Below are 21,697 nucleotides of genomic sequence, written 5' to 3'. Positions count from 1 at the left end.
ATTAGCATGACCAGGGTCACCTTCATCAGCGCCGACGGCGAGAGACGACAGGAGGTTGACGCGCCCGCGGGATCGGTGCTGCTCGATATCGCCCAGGCCGCCGGCCAGCCGCTGGAGGGCACATGCGAAGGGCAGATGGCCTGTTCCACCTGCCATGTCGTCGTCGATGCCGAAGATTTTGCGCGCCTGCCGCGCGCCAGCGAGGATGAAGAGGATATGCTCGACCTTGCCGCCGCCGCCACCCGGACCAGCCGCCTGTCCTGCCAGATCATCCTGGACGACAAGATGGACCGGCTGACCGTCCGTATTCCCGGTGAATTCAACAATATGCAGGGCATGTGACCGTGAAGATTCTGACCGCTTTGGCGACGCTGGCCCTGCTGGCGGCGCCGTCGATGGCCGCCGACAGGAAGAAGGCGCCGGCCAGGCCGCCCGAACCCACCGGCCGGCTCGATTCGCTGCTGCCGGCTGCGCCGCGCTATCTGGTGCCGCAATCGGCGCTCGCCTCGGTGCGCAACCCGGCGGAGATCGAGAAGGAGGCCGGCGGCCGCCTCGGTGTCGCGCTGGTTGATCGGAGTGGCGCGCTGCTGCTGGGCTTCAACCGCGACGAGCGGTTCGCCATGTGCTCGACCTTCAAGGCGCCGCTGGCCGCCGCCGTGCTGATCGGCGCGGAAGGCGGCAAGTTCGGGCTGGAGGGAGAGATACCCTTTAGCGGCGACGATATCCTCGATTACGCCCCGGTGGTGAAGAAGAACAAGAAGCGCGGCCGCATGAGCATGGGTGAACTGGCCCAGGCCGCGGTCGAGGTGAGCGACAACAGCGCCGCCAACCTGCTGCTGCCGATGCTGGGCGGGCCGGAGGGGCTGACGTCCTTCATGCGCGCCCATGGCGACGCCGTGACCCGGCTCGACCGCACCGAACCGACGCTCAATGAAAATGCGGAGGGTGATCCGCGCGATACCACCACGCCGGCCGCCATGGCCGGGCTGATGGGTCGGCTCTTCTTCCGCGACATGCAGCCGACGAGCGTCGAGCGCCTGCGCACCTGGTTCAACGCCAGCAGCACCGGCGACAAGCGGATCAAGGCTGGCCTGCCTGCGGGATGGACATCGGGCAGCAAGACCGGGACATGCGGCACCGCCTATAATGACGTGGCGCTGGTGAAGGCGCCCAATGGCGACGAATATGTCCTGGCCATCTATCTCGACCGGCCAACGGTGGACGCGAAGAAGGCCGAGGCAGCGATCGCCGAAACCGCGCGCGCCGCGCTCGATTTCGTGGGCAAGGCGCAGAAGAGCGGGCTGGAGTAGCCAAAAATCATCCGTTCGCTTCGAGCGAAGTCGAGAAGCGCGCAGGAAAGGTTTCTCGACTTCGCTCGAAACGAACGGAGACGGGATTGTGCCCTTGCCATCCCGGTCCCCTTTCGCCATATGCCGCGCCGGGAGTCGGGCGGACGTGATCGTCGCGAACCTGGTCAGGTCCTGACGGAAGCAGCCACAGTGATTTCGTCACGGGTCGTTCCGGCTCCCACCCTCCACCTTCATCCAGCTTCGACAATAGCCACCCGAACGGCTAGACGATGACTATGTCCGATTCCCCGCAGCCCTATCGCGTCCTGGCGCGCAAATATCGACCGCGCAGTTTCCGTGAACTGATCGGGCAGGATGCGATGGTCCAGACGCTGGGCAATGCGATCAGGCGCGGCCGGCTGGCCCACGCCTTCCTGATGACCGGCGTGCGCGGGGTAGGGAAGACCTCCACCGCGCGGCTGATCGCCAAGGCGCTCAACTGCATCGGCCCGGACGGGCAGGGCGGGCCGACCATCGACCCCTGCGGCGTCTGCGAACCCTGCGTCGCCATTGCCGAGGGTCGGCATATCGACGTGGTCGAAATGGACGCCGCCAGCCACACCGGCGTGGACGATGTGCGCGAGATTATCGAGGCGGTGCGCTATGCCGCCGTGTCGGCGCGCTACAAAATCTACATCATCGACGAAGTCCATATGCTCTCCAAAAACGCCTTCAACGCGCTGTTGAAGACGCTGGAGGAGCCGCCCGCCCATGTGAAATTCCTGTTCGCCACGACCGAGGTGAACAAGGTGCCGGTGACGGTGCTGTCGCGCTGCCAGCGCTTCGACCTTCGCCGCATCCCTGCCGAACTGCTCGCCGCCCATTTCGCCCATGTGGTGGAAGCCGAAAGCGTTGCGGCGGAACCCGATGCGCTGGCGCTGATCGCGCAGGCGGCCGAAGGGTCCGCGCGCGACGGCCTGTCGATCCTCGACCAGGCGATCGCCCATGCGGAAATGGGGCCGGATGGCGCAGACGGCGACGCGCCGATGGTCAGCGCCGCCCAGGTGCGCGACATGCTGGGCCTGTCCGATCGTGGATCGGTGCGCCGCTTGCTGGGGCTGCTGCTGGAAGGCGATACGGGCGCGTTGCTGGGCGCGGTGCGCGACCAATATGCGCTGGGCGTCGAGCCGCTTGCGCTGATGCGCGGCCTGATGGAACTGGTCCATGCCGTGACCCTGGCGAAGGCCGGTCGCGACATCGCCAGCCCCGGCCAGTCGGCCGAAGAGCGGGAAGCGCTGGCCGACTGGGCGGCGCAACTGGGCTTCGCACCGCTCCATCGCCTGTGGCAATTGCTGCTCAAGGGGCATGACGAAGTCGCCAACGCCGTCCTGCCGATCGAAAGCTGCGAAATGGCGCTGCTGCGCGTTATGCACGCCGCGACCATGCCCGATCCGGGCGAACTGGCGCGGATGCTGCGGGAGGGGGCGCCCGCCATGGTTGCGCCTGCTTCCGGTGGAACGCCTGCCGCGCCGTCCTCCGCGCCCGCCGCGCGGCTGCCCGCTACGATGCAGGAAATCGTCGCGCTGATCGACCGGCAGAAGCCGTTGCTGGCCAATCACCTCAATGATTGCGCCGCGCTCGTCTCGCTCAGCCCGCCCGATATCGCCATTCGCCTGACCCATAGCTGGACGCATGGCGACTTCAAACGCGACCTGGAGCAGGCGCTGAACGCCGCGACATCCGGAACCCGATGGGTCGTGACGCTGGCGGCGAGCGGCGGCGAGCAGACGCTGCTGGAGCAGGAGCAGGCGGTGAAGGCCGCTGCGCGCGCCGATATATTGGAAACCCCGGTGGTCAAGGCGGCGATCGCCGCCTTCCCCGAAGCGGAGTTGGTCGAAACCGACCGGCCCGAAGCATGGAGTGCAGGACAATGAAGGACTTGAACGAAATCCTCGGCATGGCGAGCCGTGTTCAGGAAGAATTGCAGCGTGCGCAGGACAATCTCGACAAGCTGGAGGTCGAGGGCGCGGCCGGCGGCGGGTTGGTCAAGGTGCGGGCCTCGGCCAAGGGGCGCATCCTGGGCGTATCGATCGACGACACGCTGCTCGCGCCGTCGGAAAAGCCGATATTGGAAGACCTTATCACCGCTGCGTTCAACGATGCGCGCAAGAAGGCGGACGAGATCAGCAATGCCGAAATGGGCAAGATGACCGCGGGCCTGCCGCTGCCCCCCGGCTTCAAACTGCCGTTTTGATGCACTGGCCGCACCAGCCCTCTCCCCCACCCGGCCACCCAACGGCAGTATCATATGGGTGGCCGGGTGGGGGAGAGGGCTGGTGCGGTTCCGAAAATGCGCGGCAGCGTATTTTCCAGACGGCGGATCGATCACCTGGCGTTCATCGTTTCGTCATTATGACAGCTCGCAATTGATTGCTGCGACGGGCATCCCCATAAAGGCGATGAACCGTAGGAGAGGGCCGCTTCTTTCGGCCCCGGAGACTGAATGACTGTGCAATATCCCCTTCTGCCGCTGCGCGACATCGTCGTCTTCCCGCAGATGATCGTCCCGCTGTTCGTCGGTCGCGACAAGAGCGTCGCTGCGCTCGAAGCGGCGATGGAAGGCTCGAAGGAAATCTTCCTCGTGTCCCAGCTCGACCCGGCGGAGGATGATCCGGGCCGGGATTCGCTCTACGACACCGGCGTCGTCGCGATTGTGCTGCAACTGCTCAAGCTGCCCGACGGCACCGTCCGCGTGCTGGTGGAGGGCAAGCATCGCGCCCAGCTCGAATCGATGGAGACGCGCGACACCTATCTCGTCGCCAATGTCGATGACGTGGAAGAGATCGTGGCGGAAGGTCCCGAAGCCTCCGCGCTGATGCGCTCGGTCGCCGAGCAGTTTGAAAATTACGCCAAGCTCAACAAGAAGCTGCCGGCCGAAACCCCGGTCCAGTTGCGCGAGATCGAGGATGCGGGCCGCCTGGCCGACGCCGTGTCGGCCAACATCAACGTCAAGGTGTCCGACAAGCAATCGCTGCTGGTCGAAGCCGATCCGGTCAAGCGGCTGGAAATGGTCTTCGCCTTCATGGAAGGCGAACTGGGCGTACTCCAGGTCGAAAAGAAAATCCGCGGTCGCGTGAAGCGCCAGATGGAAAAGACCCAGCGCGAATATTATCTCAACGAGCAGCTCAAGGCGATCCAGCGCGAGCTGGGCAATGGCGAGGGTGAGGAAGGCGACGAGCTTGCCGAACTGACCGAGAAGATCGCCAAGACCAAGCTGTCCAAGGAAGCCCGCGCCAAGGCCACGGCGGAACTGAAGAAGCTCAAGGGCATGCAGCCCATGTCGGCCGAAGCGACCGTCGTGCGCAACTATCTGGACGTGCTGCTCGGCCTGCCCTGGGGCAAGAAGGGCAAGGTCAAGAATGACCTCAAGAAAGCGCAGGATATCCTCGACGAGGATCATTTCGCGCTGGAGAAAGTCAAGGACCGGATCATCGAATATCTGGCCGTGCAGGCGCGCACCAACAAGCTGAAGGGGCCGATCCTGTGCCTCGTCGGCCCGCCGGGCGTCGGCAAGACGTCGCTGGGCCGCTCGATCGCGAAAGCCACGGGCCGCGAGTTCGTGCGCCAGTCGCTGGGCGGCGTGCGCGACGAGGCTGAAATTCGCGGCCACCGCCGCACCTATATCGGCTCGCTGCCGGGCAAGATCGTCACCAACCTCAAGAAGGCGGGGACGATGAACCCGCTCTTCCTGCTGGATGAGATCGACAAGCTGGGCCAGGATTTCCGGGGCGATCCGGCATCGGCGCTGCTGGAGGTGCTGGACCCGGAACAGAATAGCAAGTTCCAGGATCATTATCTGGAGATCGACGTCGATCTTTCGGACATCATGTTCGTGACGACCGCCAACTCGCTGAATTTGCCGCAGCCTCTGCTCGACCGCATGGAGATCATCCGGCTGGAAGGCTATACCGAGGACGAGAAGGTCGAGATCGCCCAGCGCCATCTGGTCGCCAAGCAGATCGACGCCCATGGCCTCAAGGGCGACGAGTTCGTGGTGACGGAAGATGCCGTCCGCGACCTCATCCGCTATTATACCCGCGAGGCTGGCGTCCGCACGCTGGAGCGCGAGATTGCGCGCCTCGCCCGCAAGGCGCTGCGCAAAATCCTGGAAGGCGCCTATGACAAGGTCGTCATCACGCCCGACAATCTGGCCGATTATGCCGGTGTGCGGAAATTCCGCCACGGCGTGGGCGAGGAAGAGGATCAGATCGGCGCGGTGACGGGCCTGGCCTGGACCGAGGTCGGCGGCGAGCTGCTGACGATCGAGGCGGTGACCGTGCCCGGCAAGGGCATGATCAAGACCACCGGCAAGCTCGGCGAGGTCATGAACGAATCGATCCAGGCGGCCTTTTCCTATGTCCGGGCGCGCTCGCCCGGCTATGGCATCAAGCCCAGCGTGTTCAACCGCAAGGATATCCATATCCATCTGCCCGAAGGCGCAGTGCCCAAAGATGGTCCGTCGGCGGGCATCGGCATGGTGACCTGCATCGTGTCCACGCTGACCGGCATCCCCGTCCACAAGGACGTGGCGATGACCGGCGAGGTCACGTTGCGCGGGCGGGTGCTGCCGATCGGCGGCCTCAAGGAGAAGCTGCTGGCCGCGCTGCGCGGCGGCATCAAGACGGTGCTGATCCCGCAGGAAAACGAGAAAGACCTGGCGGAAATTCCGGCCAACATCCGCGACGGTCTGGAAATCGTGCCGGTCAGCCATGTGGACGAGGTGCTGGCGCGTGCGCTGGCGTCGGTTCCCGAAGCGATCGCCTGGACCGAAGAGGACGACCTCGCCGCCCAGCCGAGCAATGCGCCCGGCCGCGACAGCGATCCCGCGCTGCGGCATTAAGCCAAACCGAAACCGGCGGTTTGCCGTCGGTTTCGGCATATTTCGCGCAGGCGGGCGCAAATTTCGATCGCAGCGAAGGACTTTGTCGCTTTCCCTTTGACAGGCGCAGAAATCCGCGCCTTATTGCGCCGCCTACGCCGCGATTCCTAAATCAACCAACAGCACAAGGGGGTTCCCAAGGCATGAACAAGCAGGATTTGATCAGCGCAGTCGCTGAAAGCAGCGGCCTCAGCAAGAATGACGCGACGAAGGCTGTAGAAGGCGTGTTCGACGCCATCACCGGCGCTCTGAAGAAGGGCGACGAAGTGCGCCTCGTCGGCTTCGGCACCTTCTCGGTTTCGCAGCGCAAGGCTTCGACCGGCCGTAACCCGCGCACCGGCGAAACCATGACCATCAAGGCTTCGGCGCAGCCGAAGTTCAAGGCCGGCAAGGGCCTGAAGGATTCGGTCAACTGACGGATGGGGCGCCTGCCATTGGCGGGCGCCCACCGTTTGACGACCTACCGGCATCGCGGCCGGAAAGTTTTTCAGGAGAGTGATGCGGCGACAGGAAGTTGATCTTCCGCGACGCAGATGCCGAAAGGCGAAGGGGATGAAGAGGCACCATGCCTTTTCGTCCCCTTCTTTTTGCCCGATCGGCCTCGACCCGCCCGCCTGCCGGCGATAGGAAGGCGGCATGACGGGACGCGCGGGCAGGCACATCTGGATCATTTGCGGGTTCGCTACGCTTTCCGCTTGCGCCGGCGGCGACTATCGTCCGGTGCGCGATACGCCGGTCCGGATCGGCCCGCCCTACAAGGTGCGCGGCGCAACCTATGTCCCGGCGGCGGACCCCGGCTATGACATGTTGGGCTATGCGAGCTGGTATGGTTCGGAATCGGGCAATCGCACCGCCAATGGCGAACGCTTTCGCGCCAAATGGATCACCGCCGCGCACACCAGCCTGCCGCTGCCCAGCTATGTCGAGGTGACCGCGCTCGATACCGGCCGGACCATCCTGGTTCGCGTCAACGATCGCGGCCCCTTCGCCGGGCGCGGGCGGGTGATCGACCTGTCGCGCGGCGCGGCCGAGCAATTGGGCATCCGCGCCCAGGGTCATGCCGCGGTGCGCGTGCGGTTCGTCGATCCGCCGGAAAAGGACAGGGAACGACTGCGCAAGGGGAAGCCCGCGTCGGATCGCCCAAAGGTGCCGGAACGGACACTCGTCAATCTCCGGGCGCAATTGCAGGCGGCTGTGCCGTCACCATGATTGTAGCGTCATGACCGTGGCGCAGGAGGAGGCGGTGCGCCGCATCGCCTCCAACCATCCGGTCGCCGACGCTATTCTGCGGCGCTGGTCGCAACTGGGCCTGCCCGACGCCTGGCTGTCGGGCAGCCTTCTGGCGCAGGCATGGTGGAACGCCTGTTTCGACCTGCCGCCGCTGCACGGCATAGCCGACGCGGACATCATCTATCATGACGCCGCCGACCTGTCGGAAGCGGGCGAGGCCGCGGCGGCCGCGCATGTGGCGCAATTGTTCGCCGATCTGCCGGTCCGTTTCGACGTCAAGAATCAGGCGCGCGTCCACCTCTGGTATCCCGACCGCTTCGGCATCGTGATTCCGCCTTACCGTTCGGCGTTGCAGGCGACCACGACCTATCCGACCACCGTGTCCGCGGTGGCCATCAGCGACTTCGCCCTGTCCGCGCCTTTCGGCCTGGACGATTTTCTGGCGCCCGTCGTGCGAGCCAATGCGACGCTGATCGACCGGTCGGTATATGAAGCCAAGACGCAGCGCTGGGCCGCTTGCTGGCCCGATCTGGCGATCCTGCCATGGAGCGCGGCAGTCCGTCATTCGCACTTGCAATGACGGCATAATCGCGATCATCCTGCATCGGGTGCATTTGTCTGCTTGACGGCCGGTAATGGGCCGCATATGTGGCCAACTCTCGCGGGCCGGAAGGCCCTGTGGCGATCGTAGCTCAGTTGGTTAGAGCGCCGGTTTGTGGTACCGGAGGTCGCGGGTTCGGATCCCGTCGATCGCCCCATTTTCTGATTTTCCCCCTGATCCGAGGGGATCGTCTCGCGCCGGGACGGTCATGCCTTTCCTATCATCGGATACGCAAAAGCGGTTCCCACTTGTCCGCGCGATGCTCTATAGCGCCCCCATGACCGATGCGCGCGACAAGGGGTTGACCCTTAATCCCAAATATGACGATCATGCCCTGATCACCGCTGTCGTGACCGACGCGGCCGACGGTGAAGTGCTGATGGTCGCGCATATGAATGCGCAGGCGCTGGCGCTGACGGTCGAAACCGGCCTCGCCCATTTCTGGTCGCGCAGCCGCCAGGCGCTGTGGAAGAAGGGCGAGACGTCCGGCCATATGCTGGAGGTGCGCGACATCCGCATCGATTGCGATCAGGACGCGGTCTGGGTGAAAGCGGTCCCGGCCGGCCCGACCTGCCACACCGGCGCGCGGTCCTGCTTTTTCCGTCGGGTCGGGCCGGATGGCCTGACGCCCGTCGATCTTGCGGCTGATCCCTCCATCGATGCCGCGGGCTAGCCTCGCGCTTCTTCTCCTGCTGGCGGCGTGCCAGCGCGCGCCGACGGCCGCCGACGCCGCCGCATCGGATGCTGGTGGTGCGCCGGCGTCCGGGCTGGAACGGGCCGCTATCGAAAGCGGGGCGATCACCGATACGGGCAAGACGTCGCCCGTCGGCCTCTACCAGCGCAGCCATGAAGCCGGGCGCGACCTGCTCTGCGTCATGCCGGCCAAGGATGCGGCCTTCCGCTTCGGCTTGCAGGCCAATTTCGGCGAGGACCAGAGCTGTCACGGGCAGGGTACGGCACGCCGCGCGGGCGACAAGCTGATCCTCAGCTTCAAGGGCGGCGACCGCTGCATCGTGGTCGCCCAATATGATGGCGACCAGGTGGCGCTACCGGGCGTGGTCGACATGGCCTGTGCGGACCTGTGCAAGGGCCGCGGCACGCTGGAGGGAGTCAGCTTCCCCCGCATCGCCAATGACGCCGCCAGCGCGCTGCGCGCCCGCGACAGCGACGGCAAGGCGCTCTGCGAGGGCTAGCGGCCTTGGAGCGATTTCTAATCCGATGGAATCATCTGATGACTCGGACATCGCGTAAATCCAATAATCTGGAGCGGCTGGTCCGATGCAATCGGACCGCGAACCGCTCTAGTGGCCGATATAACGCCCCGGCCGGTGATTGACGATCAGCACCGCATTGATGGCGGCGGCGGACAGGATCGACAGGCCGAACCGCTCGACGCTCAGGATCGGCAAGGACGCCAGCAGGATCGCGATGTCGCACAGCATCTGGGTACGCCCCGCATTCCAGCCGCGCGACCGTTGCAGGATCAGCGCGACGACCCCGACGCCGCCCACGCCCGCGCCATGGCGGGCGATCGCCAATATGCCGAAGCCGATGATCGACCCGCCGAACAGGGCGGCGAAGAAGGGGCTGATTCGCGCGATGTGCAGCGCCGCCGGCATGGCCAGCCCCACGCCCATGATCGCGACATTGGCGAATAGCGTCTTCAACCCGAACGCCACCCCCATCGCCCGGCCCGCGAAGAGAAAGAAGGGAATGTTGATGAGCAGGAACAGGAGCGCGGGCGACCAGTGGAGCAGATAGGATAGCAGCAGCGCGATCCCCGCCATCCCGCCGGTCACCAGATTGGCGGCCTTCAGCATCATCAGCCCCAGCGCGATGAAGGCGCAGCCGATGGCGATGGCATAGCCGTCCTCGGCCAGGCTGTGGGGGCGGGGAGAAGGGGCGGTGATGGTCATGTGGGCAAGGTTCCTGGGATCATGCCCGGCCATCCTCTTGCCCATTTTTCGGCGTCATATGTGCTTATGCGCTGCTGATAGCGGGACGGCGCGTCCCGTTCAACCGCCGGTATCGACCTGTGCCGGCCCGAAGGCGTCGATCGCCTGGAACAATCGGATCAGCGCCTCGCGCTCCTCCGCACCGATCTCCGGCCGCCACATCTCGAACAGCAGCACGACGCGCGTCTCCGCGCTGCGGTTCCACGCCTCATGCTCGACGCTGTCGTCGAAGATCAGCATTTCGCCCCGGCGCCAGTTGCGCGTCTCCGCGCCCACGCGCAGCGCGCAATCGGGTGGCGTCAGCAGCGGCAGGTGGCAGATCAGCCGGGTGTTGAGCAGGCCATGATGCGGCTGGATATGGGTGCCGGGCTTGAGCAGCGACCATAATGCCATCGGCGATCGGCCTGCGATCACCGGCATGGGCGCCAGCGCCAGTGCCTCCATCACCGCGGGGCAGCGCTGCGCATTTTCCGCGACCGGCGCGCCGCCCTGCCAGAAATAGAGCGCGCCCCAACTGGGATCGTCGCGCAGCGGATTGTTGGGCGCAGGGCGATCGGCGGCGGTCTGGACATAGGGGGCGAAATCCGCCTCCTGCGCGCGCACGGCGTGCAGCTCCGCGACGATCGCATCGGTCATCGCCTCCATCGGCGCGACCCAGTCGAACTCGTCCCGTTCGTAGAAGGCGCGCTGGGGCAGGCCGGGGAAATAGAACATGCTGGGCTGTTGCAGAAACAGGTCGCGCTTGCCCAGCAGCAGTTCGGTGGCGTGGGCGATCCGGGGCAGCGGCGGCAGGTCGGCAATCGCGGCGGTCAGATGATCCTCGAACCGCTGGCGCGACCGGGCGACGCTGGCCTGCGCCTGTTGCAACAGCGGCTGGAGCTGCGGCGGCGCGCCGGTCGCGGCCGCCTGTGCCAGCGCCGCGCGGAACCAGCTTATCGATCCGCGCTCGTCGTCGCGCCGCAGCGCATTCTGCCCCATGGCGAGCAGCGCCGGCAGGTTGCGCATGTCGCTGTCCAGGATGCGCCGCAGCGCCGCCGCTTCGCCATCCAGGTCGCCGCTGCGGTTGCAGGCTTGCGCCAGCAGCATCGCGGGCGGATCGCCCATCTCGCGCAGCGTCGCCAATGCACCATCGGCATCGCCGCGGCGCAGGGCGGCCACCGCCGCCTCCTGCAGTCTCGTCTCTCTCGCCGGATCATTCATGCCGCTGCCATATCCGGCGGCGATGCGGCGCGAAAGCGGCTTATTCGGCGGCGGCAGGGATCAGGCCCGGCCGGCGCCGTTCCAGCACGATCGCCAGCAGGAAGACGGCGAGGCCGCCCAGCGCCAGCGCGGCGCCGATCCAGCCAGTCGAAACAAGACCATAGCCTGCCGCGATCGACAGACCGCCCAGCCAGGGGCCGATCGCATTGGCGACGTTGAAGGCGCTGTGGTGCAGCGCGGCGGCCAGTGTCTGCGCGTCGCCCGACACGTCCATCAGCCGCGCCTGCAACGGCGTGCCCAGCCCCCCGCCAATGCCGATCAGGAAGACGATCAGGCTGAGCGTCCAGATATTGCCGGCCATCAGCGGGAACAGCGCCAGCGACGCGGCGCTCCATAGCAGCACTCCGATGACGGTGCGGTTGCGCGCCTTGTCCGCCAGCCAGGCCACCGCCAGATTGCCCAGCGTCATGCCGATGCCGAAGATTGCCAGGATGAACGGAACATAGGTTTCCGACACATGGGTGACTTCCATCATGGTCGAGGCGACATAGGTATAGACGGCGAACAGGCCGCCGAAACCGATCGCGCCGGTCAGCAGGGTCAGCCATACCTGCCCCTTGCCCAGCGCCGTCAACTCGCGCATCGGGCTGGCCTTTGCGTCGCCCGCGTCGCGCGGGGCGTAGAGCGCCACCAGCGTCATCGTCGCCACGGCCAGCGCCGCCACGACGAAGAAGCCGGAGCGCCAGCCCAGCGCCTGCCCCATCCAGTTGGCGACCGGCACGCCGATCACCGTGGCCACGGTCAGGCCCGACATGACCTTGGCGATCGCCAGCGTGCGCTGTTCGATCGGCACCAGATTGGCGGCCACCAGCGCCGCGACGCCGAAATAGGCGCCATGCGGCACGCCGCTCAGGAACCGGAACAGCAGCATCCAATGATAGCTGGGCGACAGGGCGGACAAGCCGTTGGCGAGCGCGAACATCGCCATCAGGCCGATCAGCAGCGTGCGCCGCGGCAGGCGCGCGCCCAGGGCGGCGATCACCGGCGCGCCCGCGACCACGCCCAGGGCATAGGCGCTGATCGCATGGCCGGCGGTCGGCAGGTCGATGCCCAGATCCCGCGCGAAGAAAGGCAGCAGGCTCATGGCCGCAAATTCGGTGGTCCCGATCGCGAACGCGCCGACCGCCAGGGCGAACAGGACGAGCGCGGGGGGGCCCTTATGGGGAAGCGCGGTCTGGAAAGGGGCGCCCATGGCAAGCTCCATGCTGCAATGCAAAATTATACGGAAGTCGCGCAGATGGGCTTGATGACAGCGCTGGTCAACCCTGCATTCGTATGAGTTTTCTGCACCTGCGTCATCACGCGGTGCAATCGTTGCCGAGCGCGCGCAAGGCGCTCGCGCGTGGCGTCGGATCGTCTATAGGCTTGGCGCATGGACAGAAACGGCGGACAGGATACGGGCAGGGTGGCGCTGATGGGGGCGGGGGCGGTGCTGGCGTCGCTCATCTCGGTCAATTTCGGCGCGGCCTTCGCCAAGACGGTATTTCCGCTCCTCGGTGCGGCGGGGGTCTCGGCGCTGCGCATCAGCCTGGCGGCAGCCCTGCTATGGCTGATCCGACGTCCATGGCGACGGCGCGTGCCCGCGGGCGCGGGCTGGTGGCTGGCCGGCTATGGCGCGACGCTGGGGCTGATGAACCTGTGCATCTATCTGGCGTTCGCGCGTATCCCGCTGGGCGTGGCCATCGCGATCGAGGTGGCGGGGCCGCTGGCGGTCGTGCTGTTCGGGTCGCGGCGGCCGCGCGATTTCTGCTGGCTGGCGGCGGCGGTGGCCGGCCTGCTGCTGTTGCTGCCGCTGCACAGCGACGCCCCGCTCGATCCGGTCGGCGTCGCCTTCGCCTGCGCGGCCGGCCTGTGCTGGGCACTCTATATCGTGGCGGGCAAGCGGGTGTCGGGCGCGGTCGGCGGGGATGCCGTCGCCTGGGGGATGCTGGCCGCGGCGATCCTGGTCCTGCCGCTGGGCGTCGCCCATGCAGGCGCGGCGCTGCTATCGCCCGGCGTCCTGCTGGTCGGGCTGGTCATCGCTATCCTGTCGAGCGCCTTGCCCTATTCGCTGGAGATGGAAGCGATGCGGCGCCTGCCCGCCCATGTCTTCGGCCTGCTGGTCAGCGCGTCGCCGGCCGTCGGGGCGCTGGCCGGTTTTATCGTGCTGGGCGAGCGGCTGACGCCGCTTCAGTGGATTGCGATCGCGTGCATCATGGCCGCGTCGGCCGGCAGCGCGCTGACCGCGGGCCACAAGCCCGCAATCGAGGGTGCGCCGCAATAAGCGGACGGCCTACCCGCTTACCTGCGCCTGGCTGACGTCCAGCATCTTGCCGTCGGTAATCACCACCATGTCGCCAACCTTTGTGACGCCAAAGAGCTTCTTGGCGAACGCGATAGGCACGCCGATGCAGCCATGGGTGCCGCGCCCCCATTGCACGTCGCTGCCGTGGATGAAGACGCCGTCGCTGGTCAGCCGCTGCGCGAAGGGCATGGGCGCATTGTCATAGGTGCGCGAAAAATAGTCGGCATGTTTCGCCATGATCGGGAAAGCGCCCTTGGGGCTGGGTTTGTCGGTCGCGCCATAGAGGATCACTGCCGCGCCGATCTCATAGCCCGCGCGGAACACCGACAGGGTCTGCGCGCGCAGGTCGACGGTGATGATGACCGGGCCGGTCGCCGGCGCGCCCTGTTCGTCCCAAGCATAGTCGCCATGGCGGAACGGCCCGTCGATCTTGAGCACGCGCTTGACCCGCAACGCGCCCGGATCGACCGCCATGCCCTGGTCGCTGCGCCGCTCGATCGGCTTTGCGGGGGCGGGGGCGGGGGCGGGGGCGGGGACGGAGGGAAGGGAGGGTGTAGCGGCGGGCGCGGCCGCCGTTTCGGACGACGCATGGCCTTCCAGCGCCGGCCGATCGATCGATGCGAACACAACCAGGCCGGTCAACGCCACTATCCCGCCGATCGCCAGCTTCGGCCCGACCTGTTTCAGGAAACCCGCCATCTCTATCCTCATGCCTCCATGCCCGGCCAGCATAGGCGCCAAAGGTTAATCCTAGCCTTCCCGCGCCACTTCCGCCGCTGCGATCGCGGTCAGATTGAGGATGCCGCGCGACGTGACGCCGGGCGTCAGCACATGGATCGGCTTGCTCAGGCCCATCAGCATCGGCCCGACCGTGGGCGAACTGGATGACGCCGACAGCGCGGTCAGCGTGATGTTCGCCGCGTCGAGGTTCGGCATGACCAGCAGGTTGGCCGGCCCCTCGAACCGCGAATCCGGGATCAGCCGTTCGCGCAGCGCCTGGCTGAGTGCGGCATCGGCATGCATTTCGCCGTCCACCGCCAGTTCGGGCGCAGCGTCGCGCACGATCTTGAACGCTTTGCGCATCTTGCGCGCGCTGTCGGTGTGCGACGCCCCGAAATTGGAGTGGGACAGCAAGGCCGCGCGCGGCGTCAGCCCGAAATGCTGGATCTCGGTCGCCGCCAGCAGCGTCATTTCGGCGATCTGCTCGGGCGTCGGGTCCGGCACCATATGGGTGTCGGTGATGAACAGCGCGCCTGCGTCCAGGATCAGGCCCGACAGCGCATAGACGCGGCTGTGGCCCGGCGTGCGATCGATGATGCGCAGCACATGCTCGACCTGGCCCCAATATTCGGACCGTCCGCCGACCAGCGCGGCGTCGACCCGTCCGGTCCGCAGCAGCATCGCAGCGGTGATGGTCGGGCGGCGATAGACATGGCGCAAGATTTCGTCGGCTGGCACGCCCCGGCGCGACGCGACCGTGCGATAGGCTTCGACCAGTTCGCCCATCACCAGATGGTCGGTCTCCGGATCGATCACCTCGACATCGCGGTCCAGGTCGAAGCTCAGCCCCAGTTCGGGCAGCTTCTGCGCCAGGATACGGCGACGCGCGACGATGGTCGGGCGGACGATGCCTTCGTCCAGCGCATCACGGATGGCGCGCAGCACGCGATCGTCCTCGCCCTCGCCATAGGCGATGCGGCATTCGGTGCCGCGCGCGGCTTCGAACACCGGCAGCATCAACTGGCCCGACCGCGCGCTCTGGCGCGACAGGCTGCGCCGATAGTCTTCCAGGTCCAGCGTCTTCTTCGCGACGCCAGTGTCCATCGCCGCCCGCGCGACTGCGACAGCGATCTCGCCGATCAGGCGCGGATCGAAAGGCGTGGGAATGATATAGTCCGGCCCGAACACCAGCCTGCGCCCGCCATAGGCCTGCGCGACGCTGTCATGCGCGGGCATCCGGGCGAGCGCCGCAATGGCGTCGGCGGCGGCGACCTTCATCGCCTCGTTGATCTGCGTCGCGCCGCAATCCAGCGCGCCGCGGAAGATATAGGGGAAGCACAGAACATTGTTGACCTGATTGGGATAGTCGGACCGGCCCGTCGCGATGATCGCGTCCGGCCGCACTTCGCGCGCGGCCTCCGGGCGGATTTCCGGCTCCGGATTGGCGAGCGCGAAGATCAACGGATTGGGCGCCATCAGCGGCAGCCATTCGGGCTTCAGCACGCCGGGTGCCGACAGGCCCAGGAACAGGTTGGCGCCCGGCAACACATCGGGCAGGGTGCGCGCATTGGTGGTGCGGGCATAGCGCGCCATATTGGGCAACATGCCTTCACGCCCCGCATGGATGACGCCATCCTTGTCGGTCATCGTGACATTTTCGATCGGCAGGCCCATCGACACCAGCAGGTCGACGCAGGCCAGCGCCGCTGCACCCGCGCCCGACGTCACCAGCTTTGCGTCGGCCAGCGTCTTGCCCTGCAGCACCAGCGCGTTGCGCACGGCGGCCGCGACGACGATGGCGGTGCCATGCTGGTCGTCATGGAAGACCGGAATGTTCATCCGTTCCTTCAGGCGACGCTCGATCTCGAAGCACTCAGGCGCCTTGATGTCTTCCAGATTGATGCCGCCGAAAGTCGGCTCCATCAGTGCCACCGCTTCGACGAACTTGTCCGCGTCGGTCGTGTCGATTTCGATGTCGAACACGTCGATATCGGCGAATTTCTTGAAGAGGACGGCCTTGCCCTCCATCACCGGCTTCGACGCCAGCGCGCCGATCGCGCCCAGCCCCAGAACCGCCGTGCCGTTGGAGATGACGGCGACCAGGTTGCCGCGCGCGGTATAGTCCATCGCCTTGTCGGGATCGGCCGCGATCTCCACGCAGGGCGCGGCGACGCCCGGCGAATAGGCCAGCGCCAGGTCGCGCTGGTTCACCATGCGCTTGGTCGGCTCTATGCGGAGCTTACCGGGCTGGGGATAGCGATGATAGTCGAGGGCGGCGCGGCGGGTGTTATCGTCCATGCGATGCGCCTTAGTGACTGCGTTTCGTCAGGGCAACCCAATGCGGTCCCAGGGCGGCTTCGGGACATAAAGTGTAACAAGAAAATCGATGAAGGCGGTGATCGCGGCAGGCGGATTCTGCTGTGGCAGTTGCACGGCGAACAGGCTGACATCGGTCGACCCCTCATAATCCGGCAGGATTTGCCGAACATCGCCGCGGTCGAGCGCGGCGCTGATATCCCATAGCGATCGCAGCGCGATGCCGCCGCCCGCCAACGCCAGTTCGCGCACCAGTTCGCTGCTGTTGGTGCGGACATGGCTGCGCCCCTCGACCGCTACCGGCCCCTTCGGCCCGACCAGTCGCCAGGGCATCTGTCCTTCGGCGGCCAGCAGGCGATGGTTTTTCAGGTCCGCGATCGTCTCCGGCACATCGAACCGCTCCAGATAGGCGGGCGCGGCGCACAGGATGCGGCGGTTGGCGGCGAGCTGGCACGCGGTCAGGCCCGGACCAGGATCGGCGGTGATGCGGATGGCGAGGTCCGCGCGGCTCTCGATCAGGTCGCTGAAATCGTCCGACAGGTCGATGCTCAACTCCACCTTCGGATGCGCGTCGATGAAGCGCGGAAGATAGGGCGCCAGATGCATTCGCCCGAAGGATGTCGGCGCGGTGATACGCAGCGGCCCGCTCGCCACCGCCGACGCGCCCGACACGCGCCGCTCCGCCTCGTCCAGCGCTGCCAATATGCCGCGCAGGTCGGCATGGAGCCGCTCGCCCGCCGGCGTCAGCGCCAGCCGCCGCGTGGTGCGATGCACCAGCTTGGCACCCAGCCGCTCCTCCAGTCGCGCCAGCCGCTTGGACATCATCGCGGGCGAGATATGCAACCGTCGCCCGGCCGCCGCCAGCCCGCCCTCATCCACCACGCATACGAACAGTTCATGATCGGGGTCCATCATATTCGTTCACCAAAGGAATGACTGTCTTCGTATAATAGCGTCTACACGGCATAATGGGAATCGGCTATCGCTATCGCAACGGTCGTCCTTTCCGTCTGCGCGGGAAGGATGGAGCAGGAGAAGACGATGACCGACCGCATGATCGACAAGGCCGGCCTTCAGGTCGCCGAGCCACTGGCCGATTTCATCGACAGCCGCGCGCTGCCCGGGACCGGCATCGCGCCCGACGCCTTCTGGGCGGGCACGGCGGACCTGTTCGCCCGTTTCTCCGCGGACAACGCCGCCCTGCTGCGCAAGCGCGACACGTTGCAGGCGCAGATCGATAGCTGGCATGAGCGGCGCAAGGGGCAGCCGCATGACGCCACCGCCTATCAGGCCTTTCTGCGCGAGATCGGCTATCTGGTCCCCGAACCCGCATCTTTCGCCATCGGCAGTGAAAATGTCGATGACGAGGTCGCGCGGCTGGCGGGGCCGCAACTGGTCGTCCCGATCCTCAACGCCCGCTTCCTGCTCAACGCCGCCAATGCGCGCTGGGGCAGCCTCTATGACGCGCTCTACGGCACCGATGCGATACCGGGCGCGGCGGCAGGAAAGGGCTATGACGCCGCGCGCGGCGCACAGGTCATCGCCTGGGCCAAGGCGTTTCTGGACGATGCGATCCCGCTGGCGGACGGCAGTTGGGCGGATCTGTCCAGCGACGCCATCATCCTGCGCGATCCGACCCAATATATCGGCGCCAGCGAGAAGGGCCGCCTGTTCCGCCACAATGGTCTGCACATCGAAATCGTCTTCGATGCCACGCATCCGATCGGCGCGACCGATCCGGCAGGCATAGCCGACGTCATTCTGGAATCCGCGCTGACCGCGATCTGCGACCTCGAAGACTCCGTCGCCGCCGTCGACGCGCAGGACAAGGTCGCGGCCTATGCCAACTGGCTGGGCCTGATGCAGGGTGATCTGACCGACACGTTCGAGAAGGGCGGCGCGACCATGACCCGCGCGCTCAACCCCGACCGCGCCTATACCGCGCCGGATGGCAGCAGCTTCACCCTGCCGGGGCGCAGCCTGCTGTTCGTCCGCAATGTCGGCCATCTGATGACCAATCCGGCGATCCGCCTGCCCGATGGGGACGAAGCGCCCGAGGGCATATTGGACGGCATCGTCACCAGCCTGATCGCGCTCCACGATTTGAAGCGCGACGGCGGCAACAGTCGCGCCGGCAGCGTCTATATCGTCAAGCCCAAGATGCATGGGCCGGAGGAAGCGGCTTTCACCAACCGTCTTTTCGATGCGATCGAGGATCTGCTGGGCATGGCGCGCCACACGATCAAGGTCGGCGTCATGGACGAAGAGCGCCGCACGTCGGCGAACCTTGCCGCCTGTATCGAGGCTGTCCGCGACCGCATCGTCTTCATCAACACCGGCTTCCTCGACCGCACGGGGGACGAGATGCACACGTCGATGCAGGCCGGCCCGATGATCCGTAAGGGCGAGATGAAGAGCAGCGACTGGATCACAGCCTATGAGGATCGCAATGTCCAGATCGGTCTCGCCTGCGGCCTGTCGGGCCGGGCGCAGATCGGCAAGGGCATGTGGGCCGCGCCCGATCGCATGGCCGACATGCTGGAGCAGAAGGCGGGCCATCCGAAGAGCGGGGCCAACACCGCCTGGGTTCCCTCGCCGACCGCCGCCACGCTGCACGCGACCCATTATCACCGCATCGACGTCTTCGCCCGGCAGGACGAACGCAAGGCGGAGGGGATCGCGCCGCTGGACAAGCTGCTGACCATCCCCGTCGCGGTCGGCCGCAATTTCTCGGAAGAGGAGATCGCGCAGGAACTGGACAATAACGCGCAGGGCATCCTCGGCTATGTCGTCCGCTGGATCGACCAGGGCGTCGGCTGCTCCAAAGTGCCCGACATCCACGATATCGGCCTGATGGAGGACCGCGCGACGCTGCGCATTTCCTCGCAGCATATGGCCAACTGGCTGTTGCACGGCGTCTGCACGGCGGAGCAGGTCGATGCTGCGCTGCAACGCATGGCCGCCAAGGTCGACGCCCAGAACGCCGGCGATCCGCTCTATCAGCCGATGAGCGGGCGCGAAGCCGAAAGCCTCGCCTATCAGGCCGCCCGCGCGCTGGTGTTCGAGGGTGTCGAACAGCCCAGCGGCTATACCGAACCGCTGCTCCACGCCTTCCGTGCGGAACAGAAGGCCGAGGCGCTGGAAGACGCATAACATTTCCAAACCTGTTGTGGCGGTTCCCATGCTGCGTTACGCCCTCACCGGCGGGCAGCATGGGAGCCATCATGACGATCCTCGTCCACCACCTCAATAACAGCCGATCGCAGCGAATCCTCTGGCTGCTGGAGGAACTGGGCGAACCTTATGAAGTCCGCCGCTATGAGCGTGACCGCAAGACGATGCGCGCGCCCGAAAGCCTGCGCGCCATCCACCCGCTCGGCCGGTCGCCGGTGGTGGAGGTGGACGGCCATCGCCTGATCGAAACCGGCGCGATCATGGAACATCTGGTCGCCCGCGCCGGCAACCGCTTCGGCCCGCCCGCCGATACGGAAAGCGCGATCCGTTATCGCCAATATATGCACTATGCCGAAGGATCGATGATGCCGCCGCTGCTGGCGTTGCTCATCATCGGCAAGCTGGGCCTGCTCGGCCGCCCCGCGCGTCCGACCGTGCAAAAGATGCTGGACGATCATCTCGACTGGATCGAAACCGAACTGGCGAGCCGCCCCTATTTCGCGGGCTACGCCTTCACCGCCGCCGACATGATGATGAGCTTTCCGCTGGAGGCGTCCCGCGCACGCGGCGGCCTCAACGAATCACGCCCCAACACTCTCCGCTGGCTGACCGCAATGCATGACCGCCCCGCCTATCAGGCCGCTCTCCAGACCGGAGGCAAATATGCCTACGCCTGACCGCCGCACGCTTCTGCGCTATACGGCCGCGACCCTCGCCACCGCCGCGATAAGCCCGCGCCTGTTCGCGCAGGAGCGAGCCGCCGAAGCGCTCGCATCCCTCACCGGCGCCGTGACCCCGATCGGCAAGGCCGAACGCGCCGACCGCCTCGCTCGCGCGCAGAAGATGATGCAGGCGGCGGGCATCGACGCCCTGCTGGTCGAACCGGGCGCCAGCCTTATCTATTTTAGCGGCATCCGCTGGCACCGGTCGGAGCGCCTGACCGCGCTGGTCATTCCGGCCAGCGGCGCGCCGCTGGTCGTCTGCCCCTTCTTCGAAAAGCCCTCTATCGACGAATCGCTCGCCATCCCCGCAGAGGTGCGCGTCTGGCAGGAGCATGAAAGCCCCTATGCGCCGATCGCCGACTATCTGACCGCCAAGGGCCTTGCGAAGGGCCGCATCGGCATCGAGGAAACGGTCCGCTATTTCGCGGTCGACGGACTCAAGGCCGCGCTGCCCGACGCAAGCCTTGTGAAAGACCCCGTCACCCGCGCCATTCGCATGCGCAAGACCGCCGCCGAAATCGCCCTGATGCAGGCGGCCGCCGACGTCACCATGGCCGCCTATCGCTGGACCTACCGCCAAGTAAAGGCCGGCATGACCCCGGCCGATATCGGCGCGCTGATGAGTGCCGCGACCAAGCAACTGGGCGGGCAGGTGGAATTCAACCTGATCCTGCTGGGTGAGGCCGCCGCCTATCCGCATGGCTCCGGCAAGCCGCAGGCGGTGCGCGCGGGCGAGGTGGTGCTGATGGACTGCGGCTGCACGGTCGAGGATTATCAGTCCGACATCAGCCGCACCTGGGTCCATGGCGCCACCCCCACCTCGCAGCAGCGCAAGGTCTGGAATGACGTGTCGCAGGGGCAGAAGATCGCCTTCGCCGCCGCCAAACTGGGCGCGCCCGCCGGCTCGGTCGATGACGCGGTGCGCAGCTATTATGAAAAACAGGGTTATGGCCCCGGCTATGCACTGCCCGGCCTGTCCCACCGCACCGGCCATGGCATCGGCATGGAAGGGCATGAGCCGGTGAACCTGGTCCACGGTGAAACGACGAAGCTGGACGTCGGCATGTGCTTCTCCAACGAACCCGGCCTGTATCTGCCCGGCACCATGGGCATCCGCATGGAGGATTGCTTCCACATGACCGCGCAGGGGCCGAAATGGTTCTCGAATCCGCCGGTGTCGATCGAAGAGCCGATCGGGTAAGCGCCG

Annotated in this window: 20 protein-coding genes, 1 tRNA gene and 1 other RNA gene; 16 read left to right on the top strand and 6 right to left on the bottom strand. The window is 66.3% G+C overall.

All coding sequences use genetic code 11. From position 1 onward, the window contains the following. Window positions 1–6 precede the first annotated feature (6 nt). The 12 genes from SBA_RS14945 (at window position 7) to SBA_RS14890 (ending at window position 9,252) form a co-directional block, all read left to right on the top strand. Entirely contained in the window at window positions 7–342 is a 336-nt protein-coding gene (locus SBA_RS14945) for a 2Fe-2S iron-sulfur cluster-binding protein (protein WP_224550085.1), read from the top strand. A gap of 2 nt (window positions 343–344) precedes the next feature. Continuing rightward, complete coding sequence (gene blaSGM, locus SBA_RS14940) at window positions 345–1,310, top strand: SGM family class A beta-lactamase (protein WP_261934989.1); 966 nt, start codon at window positions 345–347, stop codon at window positions 1,308–1,310. A gap of 127 nt (window positions 1,311–1,437) precedes the next feature. Then, window positions 1,438–1,535, top strand: an RNA gene (gene ffs / locus SBA_RS14935) — signal recognition particle sRNA small type. Between the two features lie 50 nt (window positions 1,536–1,585). Next, window positions 1,586–3,223 (top strand): DNA polymerase III subunit gamma/tau, encoded by a 1,638-nt coding sequence (locus SBA_RS14930; RefSeq protein ID WP_261934988.1) that lies wholly within the window; start codon window positions 1,586–1,588, stop codon window positions 3,221–3,223. Further along, entirely contained in the window at window positions 3,220–3,543 is a 324-nt protein-coding gene (locus tag SBA_RS14925; protein WP_224550087.1) for a YbaB/EbfC family nucleoid-associated protein, read from the top strand. The genes SBA_RS14930 and SBA_RS14925 overlap by 4 nt, the downstream gene beginning before the upstream one ends. Before the next feature lie 249 nt (window positions 3,544–3,792). Beyond that, on the top strand, window positions 3,793–6,189 hold the full coding sequence (gene lon, locus SBA_RS14920) for an endopeptidase La (protein WP_261934987.1): 2,397 nt from the start codon (window positions 3,793–3,795) through the stop codon (window positions 6,187–6,189). Between the two features lie 182 nt (window positions 6,190–6,371). Further along, entirely contained in the window at window positions 6,372–6,644 is a 273-nt protein-coding gene (locus SBA_RS14915; RefSeq protein ID WP_024019962.1) for an HU family DNA-binding protein, read from the top strand. A gap of 220 nt (window positions 6,645–6,864) precedes the next feature. Beyond that, a complete protein-coding gene (locus SBA_RS14910) occupies window positions 6,865–7,437 on the top strand; it encodes a septal ring lytic transglycosylase RlpA family protein (protein WP_224550089.1) in 573 nt (190 codons plus the stop codon). Window positions 7,438–7,447: 10 nt separating this feature from the next. Continuing rightward, window positions 7,448–8,038, top strand: coding sequence for a nucleotidyltransferase family protein (locus SBA_RS14905; protein ID WP_261934986.1), 591 nt, complete (start codon window positions 7,448–7,450; stop codon window positions 8,036–8,038). A 101-nt stretch (window positions 8,039–8,139) separates the two neighbouring features. Then, window positions 8,140–8,216, top strand: a tRNA-His gene (locus SBA_RS14900). A 120-nt stretch (window positions 8,217–8,336) separates the two neighbouring features. After that, entirely contained in the window at window positions 8,337–8,732 is a 396-nt protein-coding gene (hisI, locus tag SBA_RS14895; RefSeq protein WP_261934985.1) for a phosphoribosyl-AMP cyclohydrolase, read from the top strand. Then, window positions 8,719–9,252, top strand: coding sequence for a hypothetical protein (locus SBA_RS14890; RefSeq protein ID WP_261934984.1), 534 nt, complete (start codon window positions 8,719–8,721; stop codon window positions 9,250–9,252). The genes hisI and SBA_RS14890 overlap by 14 nt, the downstream gene beginning before the upstream one ends. Before the next feature lie 108 nt (window positions 9,253–9,360). On the opposite strand, the gene SBA_RS14885 is transcribed toward SBA_RS14890, so the two are convergent. From SBA_RS14885 to SBA_RS14875, 3 genes are all read right to left on the bottom strand, one after another. Continuing rightward, complete coding sequence (locus tag SBA_RS14885; protein ID WP_066602978.1) at window positions 9,361–9,975, bottom strand: YitT family protein; 615 nt, start codon at window positions 9,973–9,975, stop codon at window positions 9,361–9,363. Window positions 9,976–10,074: 99 nt separating this feature from the next. Continuing rightward, window positions 10,075–11,214 carry an aspartyl/asparaginyl beta-hydroxylase domain-containing protein gene (locus SBA_RS14880; RefSeq protein WP_315975777.1) on the bottom strand — a complete coding sequence of 380 codons (1,140 nt, stop codon included), beginning with the start codon at window positions 11,212–11,214 and terminating at the stop codon, window positions 10,075–10,077. 40 nt (window positions 11,215–11,254) lie between these two features. After that, a complete protein-coding gene (locus SBA_RS14875) occupies window positions 11,255–12,478 on the bottom strand; it encodes an MFS transporter (RefSeq protein ID WP_390902346.1) in 1,224 nt (407 codons plus the stop codon). Between the two features lie 168 nt (window positions 12,479–12,646). On the opposite strand from SBA_RS14875, the gene SBA_RS14870 reads away from it, so the two are divergent. Further along, on the top strand, window positions 12,647–13,537 hold the full coding sequence (locus SBA_RS14870; RefSeq protein WP_261934981.1) for an EamA family transporter: 891 nt from the start codon (window positions 12,647–12,649) through the stop codon (window positions 13,535–13,537). Between the two features lie 9 nt (window positions 13,538–13,546). Here SBA_RS14870 and SBA_RS14865 read toward each other — a convergent pair whose 3' ends face one another. From SBA_RS14865 to SBA_RS14855, 3 genes are read right to left on the bottom strand one after another with little or no spacing between them, the layout of a single operon-like run. Beyond that, entirely contained in the window at window positions 13,547–14,257 is a 711-nt protein-coding gene (locus SBA_RS14865; RefSeq protein ID WP_261934980.1) for a L,D-transpeptidase family protein, read from the bottom strand. A 51-nt stretch (window positions 14,258–14,308) separates the two neighbouring features. Then, window positions 14,309–16,576 (bottom strand): NADP-dependent malic enzyme, encoded by a 2,268-nt coding sequence (locus SBA_RS14860; RefSeq protein WP_224550096.1) that lies wholly within the window; start codon window positions 16,574–16,576, stop codon window positions 14,309–14,311. Window positions 16,577–16,603: 27 nt separating this feature from the next. After that, window positions 16,604–17,509: a LysR family transcriptional regulator gene (locus tag SBA_RS14855; protein ID WP_261934979.1), complete on the bottom strand. Its 906-nt coding sequence runs from the start codon at window positions 17,507–17,509 to the stop codon at window positions 16,604–16,606. 126 nt (window positions 17,510–17,635) lie between these two features. Here SBA_RS14855 and SBA_RS14850 point away from each other — a divergent pair, with 126 nt between their 5' ends. The 3 genes from SBA_RS14850 to SBA_RS14840 all read left to right on the top strand — a co-directional run bounded on the left by SBA_RS14850 (window position 17,636) and on the right by SBA_RS14840 (window position 21,691). Further along, window positions 17,636–19,747: a malate synthase G gene (locus tag SBA_RS14850; RefSeq protein WP_261934978.1), complete on the top strand. Its 2,112-nt coding sequence runs from the start codon at window positions 17,636–17,638 to the stop codon at window positions 19,745–19,747. Between the two features lie 71 nt (window positions 19,748–19,818). Continuing rightward, complete coding sequence (locus tag SBA_RS14845) at window positions 19,819–20,445, top strand: glutathione S-transferase family protein (RefSeq protein WP_261934977.1); 627 nt, start codon at window positions 19,819–19,821, stop codon at window positions 20,443–20,445. Then, window positions 20,432–21,691 carry a M24 family metallopeptidase gene (locus tag SBA_RS14840; RefSeq protein ID WP_261934976.1) on the top strand — a complete coding sequence of 420 codons (1,260 nt, stop codon included), beginning with the start codon at window positions 20,432–20,434 and terminating at the stop codon, window positions 21,689–21,691. Before SBA_RS14845 ends, SBA_RS14840 begins: the two co-directional genes overlap by 14 nt. Window positions 21,692–21,697 lie beyond the last annotated feature (6 nt).

Origin of the sequence: Sphingomonas bisphenolicum (assembly GCF_024349785.1) — a bacterium.
Lineage (GTDB): Bacteria > Pseudomonadota > Alphaproteobacteria > Sphingomonadales > Sphingomonadaceae > Sphingobium > Sphingobium bisphenolicum.
This window is presented reverse-complemented; position numbering and strand designations above follow the sequence as displayed.